This window comes from Pseudomonas sp. H3(2019) (assembly GCF_007713465.1).
Lineage (GTDB): Bacteria > Pseudomonadota > Gammaproteobacteria > Pseudomonadales > Pseudomonadaceae > Aquipseudomonas.
Genome location: NZ_VMSG01000005.1, coordinates 31498 through 54908 on the forward strand (window position 1 = coordinate 31498; position 23411 = coordinate 54908).

General features: G+C 60.1%; 20 protein-coding genes and 3 pseudogenes. 15 read left to right on the forward strand and 8 right to left on the reverse strand.

Translation table 11 applies throughout. The annotated features are described in order from the left end of the window. Positions 1-666 carry a LexA family transcriptional regulator gene (locus tag FPT12_RS07020; protein WP_145015251.1) on the reverse strand — a complete coding sequence of 222 codons (666 nt, stop codon included), beginning with the start codon at positions 664-666 and terminating at the stop codon, positions 1-3. 129 nt (positions 667-795) lie between these two features. On the opposite strand from FPT12_RS07020, the gene FPT12_RS07025 reads away from it, so the two are divergent. Continuing rightward, the gene (locus FPT12_RS07025; protein ID WP_145015252.1) at positions 796-1137 is read left to right on the forward strand and encodes a DUF6124 family protein; all 342 of its coding nucleotides are present in this window, start codon (positions 796-798) and stop codon (positions 1135-1137) included. 521 nt (positions 1138-1658) lie between these two features. Beyond that, entirely contained in the window at positions 1659-2810 is a 1152-nt protein-coding gene (locus FPT12_RS07030; protein WP_145015253.1) for a carboxypeptidase family protein, read from the forward strand. 159 nt (positions 2811-2969) lie between these two features. On the opposite strand, the gene FPT12_RS07040 is transcribed toward FPT12_RS07030, so the two are convergent. Together FPT12_RS07040 and FPT12_RS07045 are read right to left on the reverse strand one after the other, a co-directional pair. Further along, a complete protein-coding gene (locus FPT12_RS07040; RefSeq protein WP_145015255.1) occupies positions 2970-3512 on the reverse strand; it encodes a cytochrome b in 543 nt (180 codons plus the stop codon). Next, positions 3509-4600 (reverse strand): catalase family peroxidase, encoded by a 1092-nt coding sequence (locus tag FPT12_RS07045; protein ID WP_145015256.1) that lies wholly within the window; start codon positions 4598-4600, stop codon positions 3509-3511. The genes FPT12_RS07040 and FPT12_RS07045 overlap by 4 nt, the downstream gene beginning before the upstream one ends. A gap of 160 nt (positions 4601-4760) precedes the next feature. On the opposite strand from FPT12_RS07045, the gene FPT12_RS07050 reads away from it, so the two are divergent. From FPT12_RS07050 to FPT12_RS07065, 4 genes and pseudogenes are all read left to right on the forward strand, one after another. After that, on the forward strand, positions 4761-5267 hold the full coding sequence (locus FPT12_RS07050; protein ID WP_145015257.1) for a sigma-70 family RNA polymerase sigma factor: 507 nt from the start codon (positions 4761-4763) through the stop codon (positions 5265-5267). Next, positions 5264-6016, forward strand: coding sequence for an anti-sigma factor (locus FPT12_RS07055; RefSeq protein ID WP_145015258.1), 753 nt, complete (start codon positions 5264-5266; stop codon positions 6014-6016). The genes FPT12_RS07050 and FPT12_RS07055 overlap by 4 nt, the downstream gene beginning before the upstream one ends. A gap of 58 nt (positions 6017-6074) precedes the next feature. Continuing rightward, a pseudogene (zapE, locus tag FPT12_RS07060) lies at positions 6075-6197 on the forward strand (AFG1/ZapE family ATPase); the annotation flags it as partial. A gap of 111 nt (positions 6198-6308) precedes the next feature. Continuing rightward, positions 6309-7622 (forward strand): leucine-rich repeat-containing protein kinase family protein, encoded by a 1314-nt coding sequence (locus FPT12_RS07065; protein WP_145015259.1) that lies wholly within the window; start codon positions 6309-6311, stop codon positions 7620-7622. A 64-nt stretch (positions 7623-7686) separates the two neighbouring features. On the opposite strand, the gene FPT12_RS07070 is transcribed toward FPT12_RS07065, so the two are convergent. Then, positions 7687-8391, reverse strand: coding sequence for a YebC/PmpR family DNA-binding transcriptional regulator (locus FPT12_RS07070; protein ID WP_123426356.1), 705 nt, complete (start codon positions 8389-8391; stop codon positions 7687-7689). Between the two features lie 219 nt (positions 8392-8610). Here FPT12_RS07070 and FPT12_RS07075 point away from each other — a divergent pair, with 219 nt between their 5' ends. After that, a complete protein-coding gene (locus FPT12_RS07075) occupies positions 8611-10395 on the forward strand; it encodes a type VI secretion system Vgr family protein (RefSeq protein ID WP_145015260.1) in 1785 nt (594 codons plus the stop codon). Positions 10396-10442: 47 nt separating this feature from the next. On the opposite strand, the pseudogene FPT12_RS07080 reads toward FPT12_RS07075, so the two are convergent. Continuing rightward, positions 10443-11105, reverse strand: a pseudogene (locus FPT12_RS07080) (LysR substrate-binding domain-containing protein); the annotation flags it as partial. Here FPT12_RS07080 and FPT12_RS07085 point away from each other — a divergent pair. Beyond that, positions 11098-11739, forward strand: a pseudogene (locus FPT12_RS07085) (2-aminoethylphosphonate--pyruvate transaminase); the annotation flags it as partial. The pseudogenes FPT12_RS07080 and FPT12_RS07085 overlap by 8 nt on opposite strands. A gap of 277 nt (positions 11740-12016) precedes the next feature. Here the strand turns inward: FPT12_RS07085 and tusA are convergent. Continuing rightward, positions 12017-12268, reverse strand: a complete 252-nt coding sequence (gene tusA / locus FPT12_RS07090; protein ID WP_145015262.1) for a sulfurtransferase TusA — start codon at positions 12266-12268, stop codon at positions 12017-12019. 120 nt (positions 12269-12388) lie between these two features. Next, entirely contained in the window at positions 12389-13462 is a 1074-nt protein-coding gene (gene rlmM, locus FPT12_RS07095; RefSeq protein ID WP_145015264.1) for a 23S rRNA (cytidine(2498)-2'-O)-methyltransferase RlmM, read from the reverse strand. 222 nt (positions 13463-13684) lie between these two features. Here rlmM and acnA point away from each other — a divergent pair, with 222 nt between their 5' ends. From acnA to FPT12_RS07110, 3 genes are all read left to right on the forward strand, one after another. Then, positions 13685-16435: an aconitate hydratase AcnA gene (gene acnA / locus FPT12_RS07100; protein WP_145015266.1), complete on the forward strand. Its 2751-nt coding sequence runs from the start codon at positions 13685-13687 to the stop codon at positions 16433-16435. 125 nt (positions 16436-16560) lie between these two features. Further along, positions 16561-17352, forward strand: coding sequence for a CPBP family intramembrane glutamic endopeptidase (locus FPT12_RS07105; RefSeq protein WP_145015268.1), 792 nt, complete (start codon positions 16561-16563; stop codon positions 17350-17352). A 100-nt stretch (positions 17353-17452) separates the two neighbouring features. Beyond that, positions 17453-19018: a PAS domain-containing methyl-accepting chemotaxis protein gene (locus FPT12_RS07110; protein WP_145015270.1), complete on the forward strand. Its 1566-nt coding sequence runs from the start codon at positions 17453-17455 to the stop codon at positions 19016-19018. A 49-nt stretch (positions 19019-19067) separates the two neighbouring features. Here FPT12_RS07110 and FPT12_RS07115 read toward each other — a convergent pair whose 3' ends face one another. Continuing rightward, the gene (locus tag FPT12_RS07115; RefSeq protein ID WP_145015271.1) at positions 19068-19745 is read right to left on the reverse strand and encodes an alpha/beta family hydrolase; all 678 of its coding nucleotides are present in this window, start codon (positions 19743-19745) and stop codon (positions 19068-19070) included. A 98-nt stretch (positions 19746-19843) separates the two neighbouring features. On the opposite strand from FPT12_RS07115, the gene ccoN reads away from it, so the two are divergent. The 4 genes from ccoN to ccoP are packed head-to-tail and all read left to right on the forward strand — an operon-like array spanning position 19844 to position 23053. Continuing rightward, the gene (gene ccoN / locus FPT12_RS07120; protein ID WP_145015272.1) at positions 19844-21268 is read left to right on the forward strand and encodes a cytochrome-c oxidase, cbb3-type subunit I; all 1425 of its coding nucleotides are present in this window, start codon (positions 19844-19846) and stop codon (positions 21266-21268) included. A gap of 10 nt (positions 21269-21278) precedes the next feature. Then, complete coding sequence (gene ccoO, locus FPT12_RS07125) at positions 21279-21887, forward strand: cytochrome-c oxidase, cbb3-type subunit II (RefSeq protein WP_145015274.1); 609 nt, start codon at positions 21279-21281, stop codon at positions 21885-21887. A 9-nt stretch (positions 21888-21896) separates the two neighbouring features. Then, positions 21897-22103 (forward strand): cbb3-type cytochrome c oxidase subunit 3, encoded by a 207-nt coding sequence (locus FPT12_RS07130; protein ID WP_145015553.1) that lies wholly within the window; start codon positions 21897-21899, stop codon positions 22101-22103. Further along, entirely contained in the window at positions 22100-23053 is a 954-nt protein-coding gene (gene ccoP, locus FPT12_RS07135) for a cytochrome-c oxidase, cbb3-type subunit III (RefSeq protein ID WP_145015276.1), read from the forward strand. The genes FPT12_RS07130 and ccoP overlap by 4 nt, the downstream gene beginning before the upstream one ends. The last annotated feature ends 358 nt before the right edge of the window (positions 23054-23411 follow it).

Here is a 23411-nt window from a genome sequence, read left to right on the forward strand (position 1 = left end):
CTAGAACTTGGCAGTTGCCTGTACCACGACTCCGATAATTTGGCACTCGTCGGTAAACAAGGCTTTCGGATAGGTCGGGTTCAGCGGCACGAGATACCGTTGACCGCCCTCTTCGATCAATTTGCGGAACGTCGCTTCGGCGCTGTCTGGCCACTGCGCGATCACCAGTTTTCCGGGCACGGCTTCAACCGCCGGGTCGACCAGAATCAGCATGTCTTGCGCAATACTGATGCCACTCGGTGCAGTCATCGCATCGCCGACCACGACCAGCCAGAACGCCGGGCCTTGGGCGTGATAATCCGATAACTCGTGACGTCCCTTGGCATAAGCAGCCGGCGCAGCCTCGCGCACCTCACTGATACCCTGCCAGTCACTGACCGGATAACGGAAGTACGGGTTGTACTTTTGCGCCAGCGACACTTCGTAATCGCCCTCTTGCGGCTCGTCATTCGCAAGCTCGGGTTCCCTGATCACCAGGGCGACCTCGAGAAACCCCAGCCCCAACTCCCGAAGTACCCGGTTCATGTCCTCGAGGCTGGGCTGGCGACGCTTGTTCAGCCAATGGCCGACACCGCCCTGAGACATTGCGAGACGCTCTGCAAGCTTTTCCTGAGTGATTTTGAGCTCACTCATCTTGGCCTTGACCAACTCAATCCATTTATCCATGGGCGGAACAATACTTCGTGTAGTCGGACCCTCAACACACACATTGTAGTATTTAATTTCTCGTCATAAATACATATTGTACTAGGATTCGAGTTATTCAATCGCCCCACCCACGGAGCATTACCCGCCATGGACATCCCCCGCAAAGACACGACCGAACAAGACATCGACACGAACTTCACCTCGCTCAAGGGTTGTGCAGCAGCCCAACGCGCCCTGGACTATTACTTGAAACCAACTGTTTCAGAATTCGAAGTCGCAGAACGATTTTTCGATGTCAACCGTAACATCAGCAGCGAAGAGGCTCTGGTCCATGCATCGGACTTGCTGCGCTGTGCGGCCGCGACCGCTTATGAGTCGGCAGACAACCTGCATGGCGCAAGCCGCGATCTGGCATTTTCAGTGGTACACATGATCGACATGGCCAAGGCCATGGTGGACAGGTCCCTGGACGGTGACCAGAAAGATTGAACAGGAAAAACGATTAAAGAACGCTGCGATTTGAGTCAAGCCGCAGACGCTTGAGGACGCCACAGGAAAAAATTTGCCTATAGGCAGGATGAAAACATTTGACTTGCAAATGATAATAATTATTATTGCATGCAACTGATCGCGAGATCAGTCGATAGACCAAGAGACCTTAGGTCGGACTCCTGGAATATCTCCTCATCAGGCTAATCACGGTTTTTGACCCGGCTTTTTGCCGGGTCTTTTTTTGCCAGTTATTCTGGCTATGGCTTCAGGCTAATGAAGTCGGGTGCTGCTGAATTCGATGGCGCGGATGATATCAAAAGAGCATCTTTTTGCAACAGACCGCTCAAGCACGGGCTTAAGACCACCAAAGATAGTACTTGAGAATCAATCGCATAAACACTAAGCTGCGGCTGCGTCAAGGACGACGCCCCCCATTTTATCCCCCCGCAAATTGCCCTCGGCTTTCCCACCCTTGCGTGTAAAGTAACAGCCATAAAAATCATACTCAGGAATAGATTATGACCGTGGCTCACCGCTCCTTTGAGATCACTGCCAACTTCGACAGCGGCAATATCGAGGTGCTGGACCTCAGCAATCCATTGCAGGCCCTGCTGGCCATCAAACCCGACACCCGCAGTCAGCATTTCCAGTGGTTTCACTTCAAGGCCAGTGGTCTGCACGTCGGCCAGGAACATTGGTTTCGACTGAACAACGCCAGTAAATCCTCCTATCACAAGGCATGGGACGGTTACCAGGCGGTGGCCTCGTACGACCACGTCAACTGGTTCCGTGTGCCAACAATCTTTGAAGGCGACTGCCTGCGCTTCAGCCTCGAAGCCACCGAAACTCACGCCTGGTTCGCCTACTTTGAACCCTACAGCCGCGGACGCCACGATTGGCTGATCGACCAGGCGTTGAGCAAGGCTGGCACCGAACTGCTGGCCACCGGCAAAAGCGTCGAAGGTCGTGATATTCAATTGTTGCGCAAAGGCAGCGGCGCCGAGGGTCAACGCAAAGTCTGGATCATCGCCCAGCAGCATCCCGGCGAACACATGGCCGAGTGGTTCATGGAAGGTGTCATCGAACGCCTGCAACAACACAATGATCCTGAGTTGAACAAACTGCTGGCCAGTGCTGATTTGTACCTGGTGCCGAACATGAATCCGGACGGCGCCTTCCATGGTCACTTGCGGACCAACGCCATGGGCAAGGACCTCAACCGCGCCTGGCAGAGCGCGAGCCAGGACACCAGCCCGGAAGTACTCTTCGTTCAACAGCAGATGGAACAGTACGGTGTCGACCTGTTCCTCGATATCCACGGCGATGAAGAAATTCCCTACGTGTTCACTGCTGGCTGCGAAGGCAACCCGGGCTACACGCCGCGAATCGCAAAACTCGAAGAGCACTTTCGCAGTCATCTGAAACACCTGACCCGCGACTTCCAGACCACTCATGGCTACACCCGCGACCTCCCGGGCAAGGCCAACATGACCCTCGCCTGCAACAGCGTCGGCGAGAAGTTCGATTGCCTGTCGTTGACGCTGGAGATGCCATTCAAAGACAACAATGACGCACCGAATGCCCGCACCGGCTGGTCGGGCAAGCGTTCGATGCAGTTGGGCAAGGATGTGTTGTCGACGATTGCGGAGATGGTCAGCACCCTGCGTTGACGCCTCTCAATGGCAGCGTGCCGGTACGACGTGCAGCCATTTTTCACTCGGCGGCCGCGCTGTTCCATGGCTGGGCGCGGGGATCAACGCCGTGGCGCTGGTCCATTGGCTGCTGACACTGAAAAGCAGCGCACCTGAGCGATGCGCCGTGCCAGCCGATCAGTGATCCTTGCCATGCAGCATGCTGTGCAACACTCCATCACGGCGCACCCAGCCATGGAACAGCGCCGCCGCCAGGTGCAGCAGAACGGTCAGAAACAGCACGTACGCCAGATACCCGTGGGCCGTGCGCAGAAAGGCGAACAGCAGCGCATTCGCCGGCACAATCGAAGGTAATTGCCACGAACTGCCGAGCATCACCGGATCCCCGGCTGCCGAAATCATCGCCCAACCCAGCAATGGCAGGATCAGCATCAACGCGTAAAGCAGCCCATGTGACGCCTTGGCCGCCAGCACTTGCCAGCCCGGAAAGTCTGCCGGCAACGGCGGCTGGCGAGTCGAAAAGCGTACAAGCACACGCACGATCACCAACAGCAGAATTGCCATGCCCAACGGTTTGTGCAGATGGATCAGCCATTCATGGCGTTCGGACACAGACGCGACCATGCCGGCCCCGATAAACAACATGGCGATGATCATCACTGCCATCAGCCAATGCAGCAGCCGCGCCAGCGGAGTGAAATGATGAGGGTGCGCGCTCATTGTGGCGACTCCTGATTAGCGGTGGGCAACTGGCCGACTTCACTGGTTCGACGCAGGTAAGAACGGGCATAAGCTGCCGAACGTGCGGCCAGCAACGGGTCATCGGAACCCACGATACCGCTCGGCAAGACCAGCGGGTCGTAATTGATGTCGCGGCATTCGCCAGCGTTTTGCGCCTGGACGCTTTCCAGCACCAGCGTCCCGGCGTTCAGGACCTTGCGTTCCCCCAGCCAGGCCTTGCTGGCGTCGTTGGTCGGGTCAGCAGCCGTGGCCAGCGTGATGTTCAGTTGCCAACGCAACGGCCCGCTCTTCAAGCGCTGGAGCAGATCCTTTTCGAGAAAGTCCGCACCTTCAGGGGCGCTGGCGCCGACCGTATCTCGCACCACGGGGACCACACTCCAGCGCACCGCCTGACGCTGACCCGCGGCGTTGACCAGATAAAAAGCATTGATGCCGTTGTAGGTCTCGGTCACGTAACTGGCCGACGGCTTGGCGGTCTTGACCCATTGCAGGAAAGGCGTGGTTTCCGGGTGTGTGGCAAAAAATGCCGGGACGCTCGCAGGATTGGGTTTGCCGGTGGCTGGATCGGGAGTCTGGGCTTGCTGCAACTGATAGAACGCCTCGGGTGTGCCCACCGGGAACACCGGCATGCTGTTCATCCCCGTGCGCCATTGCTGACCGTTGGCCTGCTTGAAGCGCAACGCCAGGCTGCGGATCGGCACGCTACTGTCCGGCGCGTAGGGATTGCCGCTGGGCAACGCAAAACGCCCGACAACCGGCGTTCGTGCCGCACTGAAGACCTGAGCGGTTGAATACGGACGCGCCTCGCTGCTGCTTTCAAAATACCCGGCCACGCACACGCCTTTGGCGTGATTGCGCCGAAACCCCGGGTGTATGCCATTATTTTTCTCCAACACGTCGACCAGCGCTTTTGGTGTCAGACGCTGCGGGTCAAACGTGCCATTGACGTAGGCAAAGGCCCCGGCCAGTGCAGCGACTACCGCGCCGATACCGGCCAGGCGCAAGACAATGCTCGCGCTGCTCAGGGGGACTTTGTCGGGCCGCGGCGGTGGTGAACGATCAACCATGTGAACATCTCCAGGGCCGTGGGCCGCCGGTGGGAAGGATCAATCAGACGAAGCCCGCAGAGGTTTATTCCATGGCCCGGTATTTATTTTTCCAATGCTGGAATAACCTCCCCTGCCGAGCGTCTTCCTGATCCAAAGCGTAATGACTAGCCAGCATTCCATGAACGATCTCGACGAACCGTTACGTGAACTCATCCCCAGACTGCGGCGTTTTGCCGTGTCGTTGACGCGCAACCCCAGCAACGCTGACGATCTGGTGCAGTCGTGCCTGGAGCGAGCGCTGTCGGGATGGGGCGACAAACGCCCGGACGGCGACTTGCGCGCCTGGCTGTTTTCGATTCTGTATCGACAGTTTCTCGACGCCCATCGACGCTCAAGGCGTTATGCGCGAATGCTCGAGTTTTTCACCGGTCGCGACGACGCACAGCCCTCGGTCGAACGCACGGTGCTGGCGCAATCGACGCTGCAAGCCTTCGATAAACTGACCACCGAGCAACGCGCGTTGTTGCTCTGGGTCTCGGTGGAAGGCTTGAGTTACAAGGAGGTTGCCGAGATTCTCGGCGTCCCCACCGGCACCGTGATGTCTCGCCTGTCCCGCGCTCGCCAGGCCTTGCGCCAGCTCAGCGACGGCGAAATCACCAGCCCTTCTTTGCGGATACTCAAATGATCAACATGCCCCCAAGCGTCAGTGACCTGCACGCCTACGTCGACCATCAACTCAACGACGTGGACCGGCGACTGGTGGAAACGTACCTGGCGGCCAATCCGCACGTCGCCGAGCAGGTTCAGGCCTGGCAACAGGACGCCCAGCAACTGCGTGCAGCCTTGAGCGGCGCCTTGCAGCAACCGCCTAACCCGAACCTCGACCCCGGCGTGATTCGCCAGCGTCTGAAACGCCAGTCCCGCCGCCACTTGGCCAGCGCCGCCATGTTGCTGATCGCCGTCAGTGCTGGCGGCCTGAGCGGCTGGCAAGCACGGGAAATAACCATGGTGGGTGCAACACCACCAATGACCGACGCACTGCAGGCTTACCGGATGTTCGCCCAGCAAGGCATCCTGCCGGCCGACTACAAGGTCACCGATGACGGCGACATGCAGGGCTGGCTCGACCGTTATTTCTCCCGGGCCGATCGCTTGCCGAACCTCGCCAACTCGGGGTTCAAACCGGTCAGCGCACGGTTGCTGAGCACCGAGCAGGGTCCTGCAGCAATGGTGATGTACGAAGACCAGAGCGGCCGCAAGATCAGTTTTTACATCCGTCCGCCTGGCCCGAAGAACAACCTGCTGCCACGCGGCAGTCGCAGCGACGGCGAGTTACAGGCTCAATACTGGTCCGGGGCCGGGTACAACTATGCGATGGTCAGCGAAGCCCGGGATCCGGCGACGCCAATGCTCAAGCAGATGCAGAGGTTTTAAAGCTTCAAAGCTGAATGACAGGGTGTAACGCTGGCTGCCGGACGAGCCGCCGGGACCGTATCCGTCCCAGGGTTTGTTGCCCAACCCGCTCTACCACACACGTTTCAAACCGGTCATCGACCTGATCCAAGCGCGCATGCAGGTCATGGAAGTCGGCGGCCCTCACGATTACTGCAGCCAGTAGACGTCGGGCCGGCGCTATAAAGCGTCCAGCGCACTGGGTTTTGTCGTTATCATGGTGGCGCTTTTTGTAGGCGACATGCCGTTCTCTTCTCATTGGTTGGATGTGTTCATGCATACCCTTGCACAACTGCGGGCCGGCGCGCTTGCAGGGCTCAAACGTCTGGATCTGTCGTGCGGCCTGACCGAGTTCCCCCGGGAAATCTTCGACCTGGCCGACACGCTGGAGGTGCTCAACCTCAGTGGCAATGCCTTGAGCAGTTTGCCGGATGACCTGCATCGCCTGACACATCTGCGCGTGCTGTTTTGCTCGGACAATCAGTTCCGCGAGCTGCCGATCGGCCTCGGTCAATGCGCGCAATTGACGATGATCGGCTTCAAGGCCAATCGCCTTGAGCGAGTCCCGGCCGCCGCGCTGCCGCCGCTGCTGCGCTGGCTGATCCTGACCGACAACTGCATCAGCGAGTTGCCGAGCGAGTTGGGTGAACGGCCGCACCTGCAAAAATTGATGCTGGCCGGCAACCACCTGCAAAGCTTGCCCGCAAGCTTGAGCCAGTGTCATCAGCTGGAGCTGATCCGCATCGCCGCCAACCGCATGACCGAACTGCCGCAGTGGCTGCTGACATTGCCGGGGCTGGCCTGGCTGGCGTACGCCGGCAACCCGCTGGAAACCGAGGCCGATGCCGCCGCCCTCGAAGCCACGCCGAACATTCCCTGGTCACAACTGCACCTGCAACAACAATTGGGCGAAGGCGCTTCCGGGGTGATTCACCAGGCTGTATGGGAGCAACCGTCGCAGCCTGAGCGCAAGGTCGCAGTGAAACTCTACAAGGGGCACATGACCAGCGACGGTTCACCGCTGCATGAAATGAACGCCTGCATCACCGCCGGCATTCACCCCAACCTGATCAAGGTCGAGGGCCGGATCGTCGGGCATCCGCAGGCACAGGCCGGGCTGGTCATGCATTTGATCGAGCCGAGCTATCGCAATCTGGCGGCGTTGCCGAGCCTGGCGTCTTGCAGCCGTGATGTGTACGCAGAGGACACGCGTTTCAGTGCAGCGGTGGCGCTGCGGATCGCCAGCGGCATTGCCTCGGCGGCTGCGCACCTGCATCAACAGGGCATCACCCACGGCGACCTGTACGGCCACAACACATTGTGGAATGAGCACGGTGATTGCCTGTTGGGCGACTTTGGTGCCGCGTCCTTCCATGCCACGTCTGACACGCTTGAAACGCGCGCGCTGCAACGCATCGAGGTGCGGGCGTTCGGGATTCTGTTGGGTGAGTTGCTGGAGCGGATCGACTCAGGCTTGAGCGTTGAACGCCGTGAGCGCTTGATGGATTTGCAGAGTCGCTGCTGTCAGCCGGATGTGCTGGCGCGCCCAGGTTTTGAAGAAGTCGAAGCCGCATTGCGCGCGGCCTGAAACAAACGCGGGCATCGCAATGATGCCCGCGAAGACAGTCTGTCAGGCGACAGTAGCCGTCGGCTTAACCCGCCAACCCGACAAACATATCCTGCACGTCGTCGTGGTTATCGAGGCCTTCGAGGAAGGCTTCGACTTCTTCCATTTGCGCGTCGGTCAAACCGCTGACCGGGTTCTTCGGTTTGTAACCCAGCTTCGCCGACAACACCGTGAAACCCTGCTCAGGCAAGGCTTTCTGAACGGAGTCCAAGTCGGTGGCTTCGGTGATGAACAGCGTCGCGCCGTCTTCGCCCGGTTCGAAATCCTGTGCACCGGCTTCGATAGCGGCCATTTCCGGATCGGCATCCGGGGTGTCCGGGGACGCCTCAATCATGCCCACGTGGTCAAAATCCCAGGCCACGGAACCGGAAGCCCCCAGCTGACCTTTACGGAACGCAACGCGGATTTCCGCCACGGTACGGTTGATGTTGTCGGTCACGCATTCAACGATCAGCGGCACCTGATGCGGGGCGAAGCCTTCGTAAGTCACTCGGTGGTACTGTACGGTTTCGCCGAGCTGGCCCGAGCCTTTCTTGATTGCACGTTCCAGGGTTTCACGCGGCATCGAGGCTTTTTTAGCCTGTTCCACCACCAGACGCAGGTGTGCGTTGGTGCTGATATCAGCGCCGTTACGCGCAGCAATGGTGATTTCTTTCACCAGTTTGCCGAAGATCTTGCCCTTGGCGTTGGCTGCCGCTTCTTTGTGTTTAACCTTCCACTGTGCGCCCATTACTCACTCTCTTGATCTGTGGCGCCGAGACATCTATTGGCCGACGCTTTGTGCAAGTTTATACGGCAAAAAGTTGGCAATCGACCAAAAAGTGTTGTGAGCGATCGACATCTTCACAAGCTGTTGTAGGGCTTTTCTGAAAAACAGGTTTACGGTGACTATTGAGCGCCAGTGTTTCGTAACCTCTGTGCCCCGTACTTCAAGGCAGAAGAGTGTTTGATGCATATCGACATGGAAAGTCCCTTCATCCTGACGCTCACCGAGCTCGCCTTGAGTTTTCAGGTCCGACAGTTCAGCGGTCGCGAAGCCCTCAATCAGGTCTATTGTCTCGACATCGAAATGCGCGGCCCGCAGCCCGCGATGAGTCTGGATCGGCTGCTGCATCAACCGGCATTCCTCAGCCTGAGCCCCACCACCGGCATCCACGGCATCATCCACAGCGCCGGTTTGCAATACTGCGGCGCGCAGCAGATCGGCTACAGCCTGAACCTCGCACCCCGCCTGCTTGCGCTGGAGCAGCAGCGCTGTCGAAGGGTGTTCCAGCAGTTGAGCGTGCCCGATCTCTTGCGCCAGTTGCTGGCCGAGCATCAACTGCCGCCCGACAGCTACCGCTTCGAGTTACCGAACGGTGAATATCCGCCGCGCCCGTTTTGCATCCAGTACGACGAAACCGATCTGAACCTGCTGCAACGGCTGTGCGAAGAGGAAGGCATCCACTATCACTTCGAACATCAACACGACCGGCACGTACTGGTGTTCGCCGATGACAGCGACAGCTTTGCGCAGCGACCGGTCGAGTGCGCTTTTCACCCCGCCGCACCGGATGCCGGACAGCCGCGAATCAGCCAGCTCTTTCAATGCCACAGCCGACCGACCACCAGGCCGCAAACCATCTTTGCACAGCACGCCAGCACTGACCGCGCAACCCTCGCACCTGACACCTGCGCCAACCAGCCCTATCTCGACAGCCTGCACCCAACGGGTCGACCCGACCCGGCGCAAGCCCGTCGTAACCAGCTCGGCCGCCGCGAACTCGAGCGTCTGCGCAGCCTGCATCGTCTGGTTCAGGGCCACAGTACACTGCCCGAACTGCTCAGCGGCCGGCTGCTGCAAGTCACCGGGCATCCCGTCCCGGCATTCAACGATCAATGGTTGTTATGCGAAGTGCTGCACCAGGGCGAAACGCCCGGCGCGGACAAGGTGTTGTCCGCGCCAGTGGGTTATCGCAATCAGTTCAAGGCAATCCCTTGGTCGACCGCGTTCCGCCCGGCCCTGAAACATTCCAGACCGTGTATCAATGGTTACCAGATGGCGGAGGTCCTCGGCCCGCCAGGAATGCCGCCGCACCTCGACAAACACGGGCAAATCAACATCTGCCTGTGGCCTGACTCGCCATCCGATAGGCAAGGTTCCTCAGGCATCTGGTTGCCGATCGCCCATACGGGGACGGGGCACCCGACCTTGCCACTGGCCGGCAGCAAGGTGCACGTGAGTTTCCTCGACGGTGATCCTGATCGACCGGTGCTTTGCACGGGTTTCGCTGACGTACAAGCGGGCGAACCGCTGCCAATGGTTGCCGTTGAACAGGAGCCATCGGCGACGGGCTGGAGCGGCGAGATCTACTTGTTCGAGCGACCTCCCACCACCACCGAATGCCTGGCCGACACCACGTGGTACATCGTGCGCATGCCGCGTCCCGGGCTCAAGGAACTGGGGAGCCTCAACCGTGACGATGTGCTGATGACCGGTAAAAGCCAGGCACTGGGCAACCTGTCGCTGACGCTTGAACAAAAACAGCGCCTGGCCAGCGAGTTCGCCCGTACTCCCGAACAGCTCTGCCTGCTGTATCCAGGGCAATGCGTGGCGTTGGCCGATTATTTCCAGCAACACTGGAACAGCGAGCAACGCCTGAGCTTCATCGGCAACGCCAGCGCTCAGCGCCAACCGAGTGAGGCTCGTCTGCTGTTCGACTGGCTGGTAAATGGCCCGGAGGCCACGCCCTAGGGCCTGTTGACGTTTGGTGACGAAAGCCTGCGTTGATCACACATGCCCTACGCAGAATTCGGTGCAAGATCGAAAAACGCCTGAATCAAGCGCAAATCCCGCCGCCGCTCCATGCAGCCAATCATGTGCCGGTTGACCAGTCCGTCGCCAATAATCGGCACCGCCCGCACGCGCGGGTCGGGGCTGACTTCCACTGAAGACACCACGCCCACCCCCAGCTCGGCCGCCACTGCTTCGGTCACCGCCTCACGGCTGTCCAGCTCCAGCAACACCCGAGGACTGATCCTGGCCCGAGCGCAGACCTCATCGAACGTGCGACGGGTGATCGAACTCGGCTCACGCAACACCATGATCAGCTGGTCCAGTTGCTTGAGCGCGACCCCTTCGTGCAGCGTCGACCATGGGTGCCCCGCCGGCACCAGCGCGCAGATCCGCGACTCGCTCAAGGCTTGCAGGTGCAAACCTTTTCGCGGCTCGACCTCGGTCAGCACCGCCACGTCGGCGTGCTCGGACAATAATGCCGCAAGAGTTTCCTGAGCATTGCCCAGCCGCAAATTCACGGTGATACCTGGATACCGCGCACGCAGGCTGGCGAGCATCGGCATGACCAGGTGCGGGCCGTCCGCCGCCACTTCCAAACGACCGGTCAACAACTGCCGATTGGCCTCAAGCATTACTTGCGCCTCTTCAGCCAGACCGAACATCGCCCGGCACGGCAAACGTCTGATCATTGATGCCATGAGTTCATTCGGTGTACTGCCGATCGATGCTCGGCAAGTACCGTTCGACGCGTTGATCGCCGCCTCGGGTAAATGCCTGGAAGGCGTACCGGGAATGGGGTTCGTCTTTGCCGACAAAGCCGCCCTGGCAAATGCCGCCGGCAATTCCCACTCACTGGCGATGGACCTGTTCGATCAATACACCTACATGGCCAAGACCGGCCAATGGCGCTTCACCCCGCCGACCCACGTGGTCGCGGCGCTGCACGAAGCACTGCTGCAATACAACGAAGAAGGCGGCCTGCCAGCGCGGTATCAGCGTTACGCGAACAACTGCCAGGTACAGCTCGATGAAATGGCCAAACTCGGCTTGCGCAGTTTTCTACCCGCCGCGATCCAGGCGCCGATCATCGTCACCTTCCATGCACCCAAAGATCCGCGTTACCAGTTCAAAGCGTTCTACGAACGCGTGAAGGCCAGGGGTTTCATCCTCTACCCGGGAAAATTGACTCAGGTCGAAACCTTCCGCGTCGGCTGCATCGGCCACGTCAATCAGGCCGAGATGCGTGCGGCAGTGGCGACCATCGCCGAGGTGCTGCGCGAAATGGAAGTCCTCGACACCTGACTTCCCCCCCGTAGCAGCCGAACGCTGCCTCGCAGGCTCGGCAGCTGCTACGGGGCGAGTCATGGCTTTGCTTGCCATTCCCCCAATTACAGGATTTGAGACATGAACTACAACAACCCGACTCGGCTGCAAGCCGCCATCCTCGACCTGCCGGAAGTGATCGCCGACATCAACAAGCGCCTGGCCAACGGTGAGATGCCACAAAGCAGCTGATTAGCGCGTCAATTGCAAAAAGCGCCAGCCCCTGAACCGGGGCTGGCGCTTTTTTTCGGGTCCGTTAATCGGACTTCTTGCGAATCCAGTACAGATAGGTCCCGGCATCTTCCTGCTGTCCGACCAGTTCATGGTCCAGAAACACGCAGAACTTGGGAATGTCGCGACGGGTCGAAGGGTCGGTTGCGATCACCTTGAGCAGACCGCCAGGCACCAGGTCACGAATATGCTGGTGCAGCATCATCACCGGCTCCGGGCAATTGAGGCCGGTGGCGTCGAGGGTGCCGTCTACCGGCGTATCAATCATTTCACTCATGATTCACTCCTGAAACTGGCCGGCATTGTCGCGCAAAACCGGGTGTTTAGTCACTTCCAGCCCGATCGTTCCCACGCTCTGCGTGGTAACGATCAAGCGCGCGAATCCTGATGCATAGGTTCAACGCTTTTTTGGCTTGCTCACATCATGCCGGCGCAAATGGCAGGTCACTTCTTCGCGGTCGTGGTACAGCTGTTTGCAGCCGATATCGACCCGAATGCCACGCGCCTTGAAGCCTTCTGCAATGCGCTCAAGCAAGCGCTTCACTTCAGCATAACGTTGCTTCATCGGCAGCTTCAGGTTGACCACCGCCTCGCGGCAATGTCCCTCGCCAATCCACTCTTCCAGCATCGCCGCGTTGCGCGCCGGCTTCTCGACGATGTCGCAGACCATCCAGTCCACCGGCTGCTTGGGCTTGAAGGTAAAACCGTCCGCCATCAAGTGCTGAACCAGCCCGGTGTCCATCAGGCTTTCAGCCATCGGGCCGTTATCGATAGCGGTCACCAGCATGCCGCGATTGACCAGTTGCCAGGTCCAGCCGCCTGGCGCGGCGCCCAGATCAACACCGGTCATGTCGCTGTGCAGGCGCTCGTCCCACTGATCACGCGGGATGAAGTGGTGCCACGCCTCTTCCAGCTTCAGGGTCGAACGGCTGGGCGCTTCACGCGGGAACTTCAGGCGCGGAATGCCCATCGGCCACATCGCCGAGTTATTCGCCTCGGCCAGGCCGACGAACACTTCGCGGCCGCTTTTGAAGGTCAGCAGCAAACGTGGCTTGTTGGCGTCTTCCACCAGCTTGCCGGCGCCGGTCAGCGCCTTGCGCAGCGGGCCTTCGAATTTCTTGCAGAAGTTCGACAGCTCTTTGCCATCGTTGGTGTCGACCACTTCCAGCCACAGACTGCCGCACGTCGGGAAGCTCGCCAGATGGGCGAGGATCACGCTGATGCGGTCGGTTTCCGGCAGATCGATGAAGATCCCGCGCGCCCATTGGCGCGGAAAAATCAGCTCGGCGAAACGCTGGCCGCGCATCAGGCGCTCGGCGCCATCTTCTTCGGTGCAGACAAACTCGGCGCAGGCGCTGGCGGCTTTGGCCTTGGCATAACCGGCCACGTTCAGCCGCGCGGCGTGTTCGGAAATCTCGGAACAGACTTCGCCTTCGAAGCCCGGCCGGCAATGCATAAAGAGGGTGTTCATTCTTACTCCTGGGCAGATGGCGAGACATTCAACCACTGCGCGATGCCCAGACTTGCGTTGAAGCAAAGCCTGTCACGAAAACCGGCGCATGATAGCCGAGTTCGCAACGCCGGACTTGTCCATAGCGTCCGGTTATTAGCCTTAATGTCCAAACAGGGCTAGGTTAAGAACTCTGTCTGCCCCGCCAGTCCGTAGCCGTGCGGACCCAAAGGAGTCATTTCAATGCCGTCCCTCGATAGTCTGAAGACCCTTAGAACCTTACAAATAGACGACAAGACCTACCATTATTTCAGCTTGCCGGAAGCCGCAAAGTCCCTGGGCGATCTCGACAAGCTGCCGATGTCGCTCAAAGTGCTTCTGGAAAACCTGCTGCGCTGGGAGGACGAAAAAACCGTCACCGGCGCCGACCTCAAGGCCCTCGCCGCCTGGCTCAAAGAACGGCGCAGCGACCGGGAAATCCAGTACCGCCCCGCGCGCGTGTTGATGCAGGATTTCACCGGTGTGCCAGCAGTGGTCGACCTCGCGGCCATGCGTGCCGCCATGGCCAAGGCCGGTGGCGATCCGCAGCGAATCAATCCGCTGTCGCCGGTGGACCTGGTGATCGACCACTCGGTGATGGTCGACAAATTCGCCAGCAGCACGGCCTTCACCCAGAACGTCGACATCGAAATGCAGCGCAATGGCGAGCGTTATGCCTTTCTGCGCTGGGGCCAGAGTGCCTTTGATAACTTCAGCGTCGTGCCGCCGGGCACGGGCATCTGTCACCAGGTCAACCTGGAATACCTTGGCCGCACGGTGTGGACCAAGGACGAGGACGGCCGCACCTATGCCTTCCCGGATACGCTGGTCGGCACCGATTCCCACACCACCATGATCAACGGCCTCGGCGTACTCGGCTGGGGGGTTGGCGGCATCGAAGCGGAAGCGGCGATGCTCGGCCAACCAGTGTCGATGCTGATCCCGGAAGTGATCGGTTTCAAACTCACCGGCAAACTCAAGGAAGGCATCACCGCCACTGACCTGGTGCTGACCGTCACCCAGATGCTGCGCAAGAAAGGCGTGGTCGGAAAATTCGTCGAATTTTACGGCGACGGCCTCGCCGAATTGCCGCTGGCGGATCGTGCGACCATCGCCAACATGGCCCCGGAATACGGCGCCACTTGCGGCTTTTTCCCGGTGGACGAGGTGACGCTGGAGTACCTGCGCCTTTCCGGTCGCCCCAACGCCGTGGTGAAACTGGTCGAGGCCTACTGCAAAACCCAGGGCCTGTGGCGCCTGCCCGGCCAGGAGCCGGTGTTCACTGACAGCCTGGCGCTGGACATGAGCAGCGTCGAAGCCAGCCTCGCCGGCCCCAAACGCCCGCAAGACCGGGTGTCGCTGCCAAATGTCGCCCAGGCGTTCACTGACTTCCTCGGCCTGCAAGTCAAGCCTGCCCGCCCCACCAGCAAGGAAGAAGGCCGCCTCGAAAGCGAAGGTGGCGGTGGCGTCGCGGTCGGCAATGCCGACCTCGTGAGCGAGGCGGATTACGAGTACGAGGGCCAGACGTATCGGCTGAAAAACGGTGCCGTGGTGATTGCCGCCATCACCTCGTGCACCAACACCTCCAACCCGAGCGTGATGATGGCGGCCGGGCTGGTGGCCAAAAAAGCCGTGGAGAAAGGCCTCAAACGCAAACCGTGGGTGAAGAGCTCTCTGGCGCCGGGCTCCAAAGTGGTTACCGACTACTACAAGGCCGCCGGCCTGACCCAATACCTCGATGAATTGGGCTTTTCACTGGTCGGCTACGGCTGCACCACCTGTATCGGTAACTCCGGGCCGTTGCTGGAACCGATTGAAAAAGCCATCCAGAGCTCCGACCTGGCCGTGGCCTCAGTGCTGTCCGGCAACCGCAACTTCGAAGGTCGCGTGCACCCCCTGGTGAAAACCAACTGGCTGGCCTCCCCGCCGCTGGTCGTCGCGTATGCCTTGGCCGGCAGCGTGCGCATGGACATCAGCAGCGAGCCGCTGGGTGAAGGCAAGGATGGCAAACCGGTGTACCTGCGGGACATCTGGCCGAGCAGCAAGGAAATCGCCGACGCTGTGGCGCAGGTCGACACCGCGATGTTCCACAAGGAATACGCCGAGGTGTTTGCCGGAGACGCGCAGTGGCAAGCCATCGAAGTCCCGCAAGCGGCGACCTACGTCTGGCAGAAGGATTCCACCTACATCCAGCATCCGCCATTCTTCGATGATATTTCCGGCCCCCTGCCGGTGATTCAGGACATCAGCGGTGCACGCGTACTGGCGCTGCTCGGCGATTCGGTAACCACCGACCACATCTCCCCCGCCGGCAACATCAAGGCCGACAGCCCCGCCGGACGTTACCTGCGTGAACAAGGCGTGGAACCGCGAGACTTCAACTCCTACGGTTCACGTCGCGGTAACCATGAAGTCATGATGCGCGGCACGTTTGCCAACATCCGCATTCGCAACGAAATGCTTGGCGGCGAAGAAGGCGGCAATACGCTCTACATCCCGACCGGGGAGAAACTGGCGATCTACGATGCCGCCATGCGCTATCAAGCGGCGGGCACCCCGCTGGTGGTGATTGCGGGTCAGGAATACGGCACCGGCTCAAGCCGCGATTGGGCGGCCAAGGGCACCAACCTGCTGGGTGTCAAAGCGGTGATTGCCGAGAGCTTCGAGCGGATTCACCGTTCCAACCTGGTGGGCATGGGCGTGCTGCCACTGCAATTCAAGCTTGATCAGAACCGCAAGAGCCTGAACCTGACCGGCAAGGAGACACTCGACATTCAAGGGCTGACGGGTGTCGAGCTGACGTCGCGAATGAACCTGACGCTGGTGATCACCCGCGAGGACGGCAGCAGCGAGAAGGTGGACGTGTTGTGCCGGATCGACACCTTGAACGAAGTTGAATACTTCAAATCAGGAGGGATTCTGCATTACGTGTTGCGGCAGTTGATTGCTTCATAATGTCGCACTGACAAAAACACCGCCTTTGGGCGGTGTTTTTGTTTGCGTCGCGAACGTCCCTTTAACCGCACCGCTCCCACAGTGGATCGCGTCACACTGCAAAATCCCGGAAACAAGGACTTCACATGATTGCTCTGCCATGGCTCTACCTGGCACTCCTCTCCATCGGCTACGTACTGGCCCTGATCTACAGCCATCTTGGCTGGCTGGCGGCAATATCCGTCGGGTTGTTAGTGTTTGCCGGTTTTGCCGTTCGCCAACCACAGATCCAGGTCGGCCGCGTCCTGGGTCACGGCTTGTTCATTTTCCTGGCGGTGGCGCTGGCCATGCACTGGCTTCCCGGTTTCTACAACGGTCGCGGTTTCGGACCGGAACGCTTTACTGCCGATGCGGTGCCGTTTTCCATGTACCTGAATCTGGACAAACCACTGATTGGCTTCTGGCTGTTGCTGGTGTGCCCGTGGATTGTCGGGCGCCGCTCCCTGCGCCTTTCACTTTATGCCACTGCCGCGGCACTGACCTTGAGCGTGCTGACCGCGCTTGGTGGCGCGCTACTGCTGGGCATGATCAGTTGGGCGCCGAAGTGGCCCGATCAAGCCTGGCTCTGGGTACTGAACAACCTGCTGCTGGTGACGCTGGTCGAGGAGGCGCTGTTTCGCGGTTACATTCAGGGCGGTTTGAGTCGCTGCCTGCAACACCTGCGCTACGGCGAACACCTCGCCCTGCTTGGCGCCACAGTGTTGTTCGGTCTGGCGCACCTCGGCGCTGGCTGGCAATGGGTGCTGCTGGCGAGCCTTGCCGGGGCCGGTTACGGGCTGGCATACCGTTTTGGTGGGCTGGGGGCCGCCATCGCCACGCACTTTGGCTTGAATCTGCTGCACTTTGGCCTCTTTACCTACCCGATGCTGGCGGGTTGAAGGTCAAGGAATGTGCGCCAGCGCTGAATATTGAAAAATAACTTCAATTTATTCCTGGTGCTGCCGACACCCTGTCAAAGCCTTGCGGATTGAAAAAGCCATGCGTAATAACCAGCCCATTACACAACGCGAACGGACCTTTCCGGCTCAGCAACGGTTGATTTCCACGACCGACGCCAAAGGCGTGATCACCTACTGCAACGATGCTTTCGTCGAAATCAGCGGGTTTTCTCGTGAAGAGCTGATCCGTGCACCGCACAACCTGGTCCGTCACCCCGACGTTCCGTCTGCGGTCTTCGCGCACATGTGGGGCACACTGAAACAAGGCTTGCCATGGATGGGCATCGTCAAGAATCGCTGCAAGACCGGTGATCACTACTGGGTTAACGCCTACGTCACACCGGTATTCGACGGCAATCAGGTGGTCGGTTACGAGTCGGTGCGGGTCAAGCCCAGCGCCGAACAGATCCGCCGCGCCGAAGCGCTCTACCAACGCATCAATCAGGGCAAGTCGGCGATTCCTCAAACAGACAAGTGGCTGCCGGTGCTACAGGACTGGTTGCCGTTCATTCTGGTCAGCCAGTTGAGCTTCATGATCGGCGCCACGCTCAACTCGCAGTGGGGTTTTGCGCTGGCCGCCGGGCTGTCCGTGCCGCTCGGCCTGCTGGGTTTGAGCTGGCAACAGCGTGGCCTCAAGCGCTTGCTGCGCCTGGCCGAGCAGACCACGTCCGACCCGTTGATTGCGCAGATGTATACCGACAGCCGTGGCGCTCAAGCGCGCCTGGAAATGTCGATCCTCAGCCAGGAAGCCCGCCTGAAGACCTGCCTGACTCGCCTGCAAGACACCGCCGAGCACCTGAACGAGCAAGCTCGACAGTCCGACACCCTGGCACACAAAAGCTCGACCGGCCTGGAACGTCAGCGCGTCGAGACCGAGCAAGTGGCGACCGCCGTCAACCAGATGGCCGCCACCACCCAGGAAGTCGCCAGCCACGTGCAACGCACCGCTGACGCGACCCAGGAAGCCAATCGCCTGACCGGTCGTGGCCGTGACATCGCTGGTGAAACCCGTGACGCGATCCAGCGCCTGTCGGTGGTGGTCGGCGAAACCGGCCTGACCGTGACCCAATTGGCCAAGGACAGCGACGAAATCGGTGGCGTGGTCGACGTGATCAAAGGCATTGCCGACCAGACCAACCTGCTGGCCTTGAACGCGGCCATCGAAGCGGCTCGCGCCGGTGAGATGGGCCGTGGTTTTGCGGTGGTTGCCGACGAAGTAAGGCAACTGGCGCAACGCACCAGCGAGTCGACCGGGCAGATCCACACCCTGATCGCCAAGCTCCAGCAGACCGCCAGCACCGCAGTGCAAACCATGGAAGCGGGTCACCGTCAGGCTGAAGAAGGCGTGGCGCGGGTTCTGGAAGCCGACCAGGCACTGGTGGGCATCAGCGAAGCGGTGGCCAACATCACCGACATGACCACCCAAATCGCTGCGGCGACCGAAGAGCAAAGTGCGGTGGCCGAAGAGATCAGCCGCAACATCAGTACCATAGCGCAACTGGCTGACCAGACCTCGGAACAGGCACAGAACTCGGCGTTACTGAGTGAAGAGCTGACCAAAACCGCGAATACCCAGTATTCGTTGGTAGAGCGGTTTAACCGCTGACAGATGCGCCCCTACCGATCATTCCCACGTTCTGCGTGGGAACGATCACTTAACGGAGAAATTCGGCGACCTTTTTGGCTGCGGATTCCAAATGTTGATCATGGGTGAAGCCCGAAGCCTTCAACGGCTTCAAATCATGATCGCCAGCCGCCAGCCAGAACACCTCGATACTCGGCGACAACACGTAACCCTCGACTGCCTCACGATTCCCCAACGCATCCCTCTCCCCCTGCACAATCAGCGTCGGTGTCCTTAAACCGGCCAGATGCTCGACTCGCGGCTTCTCCGGTTTGCCCACCGCATAAAACGGATACCCCAGGCACACCAGCGCATCCGCCTCCAACTCATCAGCCAGCAAACTGGCCATGCGTCCGCCCATGGACTTGCCGCCAATAGCCAGACGCCCAGCGACATGGCGTCGCACCAGGGCATGCACTTCACGCCAGCATTCGAGCAATTTTGGCGCCGGATTCGGTGGACGCTTGCCACCGTCGATGCGCCGTTGCGCCATGTACGGAAACTCGAAACGCAACACGTTGACGCCAAGCCCGGCAAGGCGTGCGGCGATGTCGTTCATCCAGTCGCTGTCCATCGGCGCGCCGGCGCCATGAGCAAGAATCAGCGTCGCCGATGCCGGCACCGAGGCGGCATCCCACAGCCATCCGCGATCCTGCACGCACTGCGCCCATTGATCCCCGTCAATACTGGCCTTGTGCTGTTTGTCCATGCTTGCCTCGCTTTTAATCTGCCTATAACTCCAGGCGAAGGGAGCGTCATCGCCTCGCGCGAACGCGTTCACTTCGGCTGAACCGTGGATGGGGAACCATGAACACTTCTTTAAGTACCGCCTATAACTACAAGGTGGTCCGCCAATTCGCCATTATGACGGTGGTGTGGGGCATCGTCGGCATGGGGCTCGGGGTTTTTCTCGCGGCTCAATTGGTCTGGCCTGAACTCAACTTCAATTTGCCCTGGACCAGCTTCGGCCGTTTGCGCCCGCTGCACACCAACGCGGTGATCTTCGCGTTCGGCGGCTGCGCCCTGTTCGCCGCCTCATTCTATTCGGTGCAACGTACCTGCCAGACGCAGCTGTTCGCGCCGAAAATCGCCGCATTCTGCTTCTGGGGTTGGCAGTTGGTCATTGTCCTGGCCGCCATCAGCCTGCCGCTGGGCTACACCACTTCCAAGGAATACGCCGAGCTGGAATGGCCGATCGCCATTTTGATCGCCATCGTCTGGGTCGCCTACGGCGTCGTGTTCTTCGGCACGGTGATGAAGCGCAAGACCAAGCACATCTACGTCGGTAACTGGTTCTTCGGTGCGTTCATCATCACCGTAGCCATCCTGCATATCGTCAACCACGCCTCCCTGCCGGTGAGCTGGACCAAGTCCTACTCGGCCTACGGCGGAGCGACCGATGCTATGGTGCAGTGGTGGTACGGCCATAACGCGGTAGGTTTCTTCCTCACTGCCGGCTTCCTCGGGATGATGTACTACTTCGTGCCGAAACAGGCTGAACGCCCGGTGTACTCGTATCGCCTGTCGATCGTGCACTTCTGGGCACTGATCACCCTGTACATCTGGGCCGGCCCGCACCACTTGCACTACACCGCGCTGCCGGACTGGGCACAGTCGCTGGGCATGGTGATGTCGCTGATTCTGCTGGCGCCGAGCTGGGGCGGGATGATCAACGGGATGATGACGTTGTCGGGCGCCTGGCATAAGTTGCGCAGCGACCCGATCCTGCGCTTTTTGGTTGTGTCGCTGGCGTTCTACGGCATGTCGACCTTCGAAGGGCCGATGATGGCGATCAAAACGGTCAACGCCCTCTCCCACTACACCGACTGGACCATCGGCCACGTACACGCTGGCGCACTCGGCTGGGTGGCGATGATTTCGATCGGCGCGCTGTACCACATGATCCCGAAAATCTTCGGCCGCTCGCAGATGTACAGCCTCGGCCTGATCAACGCGCATTTCTGGCTCGCGACCATCGGCACCGTGCTGTACATCGCCTCGATGTGGGTCAACGGCATCGCCCAGGGCCTGATGTGGCGCGCGGTCAACGAAGACGGCACGCTGACCTACTCCTTCGTCGAAACCCTGGTGGCCAGCCACCCAGGCTACGTCGTGCGCCTGGTGGGCGGCGCGATCTTCTTCAGCGGCATGCTGCTGATGGCTTACAACACCTGGCGCACCGTGCGTGCCGCACAGCCAGCCGAAGTCGCCGCCGCGGCGCAGATGGCCTGAGGAGTCCGCCATGAAACACGAAACGATTGAGAAAAACGTCGGCCTGCTGTTGTTGCTGATGGTCTTCGCGGTGAGCATCGGCGGTCTGACCCAGATCGTCCCGCTGTTCTTCCAGGACGTCACCAACAAGCCGGTCGAAGGCATGAAACCTTACACCGCGCTGCAACTCGAAGGTCGCGACATCTACATCCGTGAAGGTTGCGTGCAATGTCATTCGCAGATGATTCGCCCGTTCCGCGCTGAAACCGAACGCTACGGGCACTACTCGGTGGCCGGCGAAAGTGTCTGGGATCACCCGTTTCTTTGGGGCTCCAAGCGCACCGGGCCGGACCTGGCCCGGGTCGGCGGTCGCTACTCGGAAGACTGGCACCGCGCGCACTTGTACAACCCGCGCAACGTCGTGCCGGAGTCGAAGATGCCCGCCTACCCATGGCTGGTGGCCAACGCGCTGGACAGCAGCCACACCGAAACCAAGTTGCGGGTCATGCGCACCCTCGGCGTTCCGTACACCGACGAAGACATCGCCGGTGCCACCGAAACGCTCAAGGGCAAGACCGAAATGGATGCACTGGTCGCCTACCTGCAAGTGCTCGGCACTGCAATCAAGAGCAAGAGGTGAGCCATGGCCATGTTCTTTGAAATAAGTAGTGGAATGATCCGAGGCCTGGGCACCGTCGTCGTCTTCGTAGCGTTTGTCGGACTGACGCTGTGGGTATTCAACGGTAAACGCAGCCCGGAATTCGCCGAAGCGCGCCTGCTGCCCTTTGCCGATGAACCGCAACCCGACGACACCGACACCAAAGAACCCGCAGCAACAAGGAGTACCCGGCCATGACCACCTTCTGGAGTACGTGGATCTGCGTACTGACCATTGGCAGCCTGATCGGTCTGACGTGGCTACTGATCGGCACCCGCAAGGGCGAAACCAAGGGCAGCGTCGACCAGACCATGGGCCACAGCTTCGACGGCATCGAGGAGTACGACAATCCGCTGCCGCAGTGGTGGTTCATGCTGTTCGCCGGGACCCTGGTGTTTGCCGTCGGCTACCTGATCCTTTATCCGGGCCTGGGCAACTGGAAAGGCGTACTGCCGGGCTACCAGGATGGCTGGACCCAGACCAAGGAATGGGACCGGGAAATGGCCAAGGCCGACGCCAGGTTCGGGCCGATCTTCGCCAAATTCGCGGCCATGCCCGTGGAAGAGGTCGCCAAGGATCCACAAGCGCTGAAAATGGGCGGACGCCTGTTCGCCTCCAACTGCGCGGTCTGCCACGGCTCGGATGCCAAGGGCGCGTTTGGTTTCCCCAACCTCACCGACAACATCTGGCGTTGGGGCGGCAGTGCCGACACCATCAAGACCACGATCATGGGCGGACGCATGGCGGCCATGCCAGCCTGGGGTGAAGTGCTGGGCGAAACCGGGGTGAAAAACGTCGCGGCCTATGTGCGTCACGAGCTCGCCGGCCTGCCGCTACCAGCCGACAGCGGCGCTGACCTGCAAGCCGGACAGCAAACGTTCAGCACCACTTGCGTAGCCTGTCACGGTGCAAACGGCCAGGGCACGGAACTGATGGGGGCGCCAAACCTGACGCAACCGGCAGGTTTCATCTACGGCACCAGCCTGACGCAACTGCAACAGACCATCCGCCATGGTCGCCAGGGTCAGATGCCGGCGCAGCACGAACTGCTCGGCAACGACAAGGTGCAACTGCTGGCCGCGTATGTGTACAGCTTGTCTCACAGCCCGAACGCCGAGCGTTTGCAGGCTGAAAGCAAAACCAAATAAATCTTCACCGCCCAACTGCTGCATTCACCCGAATGCGGCAGTTCCCTGCTCCTTTGCGACGCATTGTCGCACCCCTCAATTGGTCTGCCTTTCGGTTCGGTGGATTCGCGTCTACGCTTGCTTCGAAGCGGACTGGCAACAGCCGGTCAAAGGTCAACCGTACACGATGCGTTCGACGAATCTGTTCGATGACAGGCCGCAAAGGCTGGTAGATACCGGCTGTCGCGCAAATTGCCGTCTGTCACCTGCCCGCCTCGTTTGAACACACCCAGTTACACCTGACCCGACCCCCTCGCCTTTTTTGTCCGCCGAGACATTTTGTCCATGGGCAATTTTGTCCCTACGCGGAGCATGGAAA

Coding starts and splice junctions, on each gene's coding strand:
- FPT12_RS07030 (WP_145015253.1), top strand. CDS start 1,659: ATGACCGTGGCTCACCGCTCCTTTGAGATCACTGCCAACTTCGACAGC.
- FPT12_RS07055 (WP_145015258.1), top strand. CDS start 5,264: ATGATCAACATGCCCCCAAGCGTCAGTGACCTGCACGCCTACGTCGAC.
- FPT12_RS07045 (WP_145015256.1), bottom strand. CDS start 4,600: ATGGTTGATCGTTCACCACCGCCGCGGCCCGACAAAGTCCCCCTGAGC.
- acnA (WP_145015266.1), top strand. CDS start 13,685: ATGCCGTCCCTCGATAGTCTGAAGACCCTTAGAACCTTACAAATAGAC.
- ccoP (WP_145015276.1), top strand. CDS start 22,100: ATGACCACCTTCTGGAGTACGTGGATCTGCGTACTGACCATTGGCAGC.
- FPT12_RS07040 (WP_145015255.1), bottom strand. CDS start 3,512: ATGAGCGCGCACCCTCATCATTTCACTCCGCTGGCGCGGCTGCTGCAT.
- FPT12_RS07070 (WP_123426356.1), bottom strand. CDS start 8,391: ATGGGCGCACAGTGGAAGGTTAAACACAAAGAAGCGGCAGCCAACGCC.
- FPT12_RS07050 (WP_145015257.1), top strand. CDS start 4,761: ATGAACGATCTCGACGAACCGTTACGTGAACTCATCCCCAGACTGCGG.
- FPT12_RS07065 (WP_145015259.1), top strand. CDS start 6,309: ATGCATACCCTTGCACAACTGCGGGCCGGCGCGCTTGCAGGGCTCAAA.
- FPT12_RS07110 (WP_145015270.1), top strand. CDS start 17,453: ATGCGTAATAACCAGCCCATTACACAACGCGAACGGACCTTTCCGGCT.
- FPT12_RS07025 (WP_145015252.1), top strand. CDS start 796: ATGGACATCCCCCGCAAAGACACGACCGAACAAGACATCGACACGAAC.
- ccoN (WP_145015272.1), top strand. CDS start 19,844: ATGAACACTTCTTTAAGTACCGCCTATAACTACAAGGTGGTCCGCCAA.
- FPT12_RS07130 (WP_145015553.1), top strand. CDS start 21,897: ATGTTCTTTGAAATAAGTAGTGGAATGATCCGAGGCCTGGGCACCGTC.
- FPT12_RS07115 (WP_145015271.1), bottom strand. CDS start 19,745: ATGGACAAACAGCACAAGGCCAGTATTGACGGGGATCAATGGGCGCAG.
- rlmM (WP_145015264.1), bottom strand. CDS start 13,462: ATGAACACCCTCTTTATGCATTGCCGGCCGGGCTTCGAAGGCGAAGTC.
- ccoO (WP_145015274.1), top strand. CDS start 21,279: ATGAAACACGAAACGATTGAGAAAAACGTCGGCCTGCTGTTGTTGCTG.
- FPT12_RS07105 (WP_145015268.1), top strand. CDS start 16,561: ATGATTGCTCTGCCATGGCTCTACCTGGCACTCCTCTCCATCGGCTAC.
- FPT12_RS07075 (WP_145015260.1), top strand. CDS start 8,611: ATGCATATCGACATGGAAAGTCCCTTCATCCTGACGCTCACCGAGCTC.
- tusA (WP_145015262.1), bottom strand. CDS start 12,268: ATGAGTGAAATGATTGATACGCCGGTAGACGGCACCCTCGACGCCACC.
- FPT12_RS07020 (WP_145015251.1), bottom strand. CDS start 666: ATGGATAAATGGATTGAGTTGGTCAAGGCCAAGATGAGTGAGCTCAAA.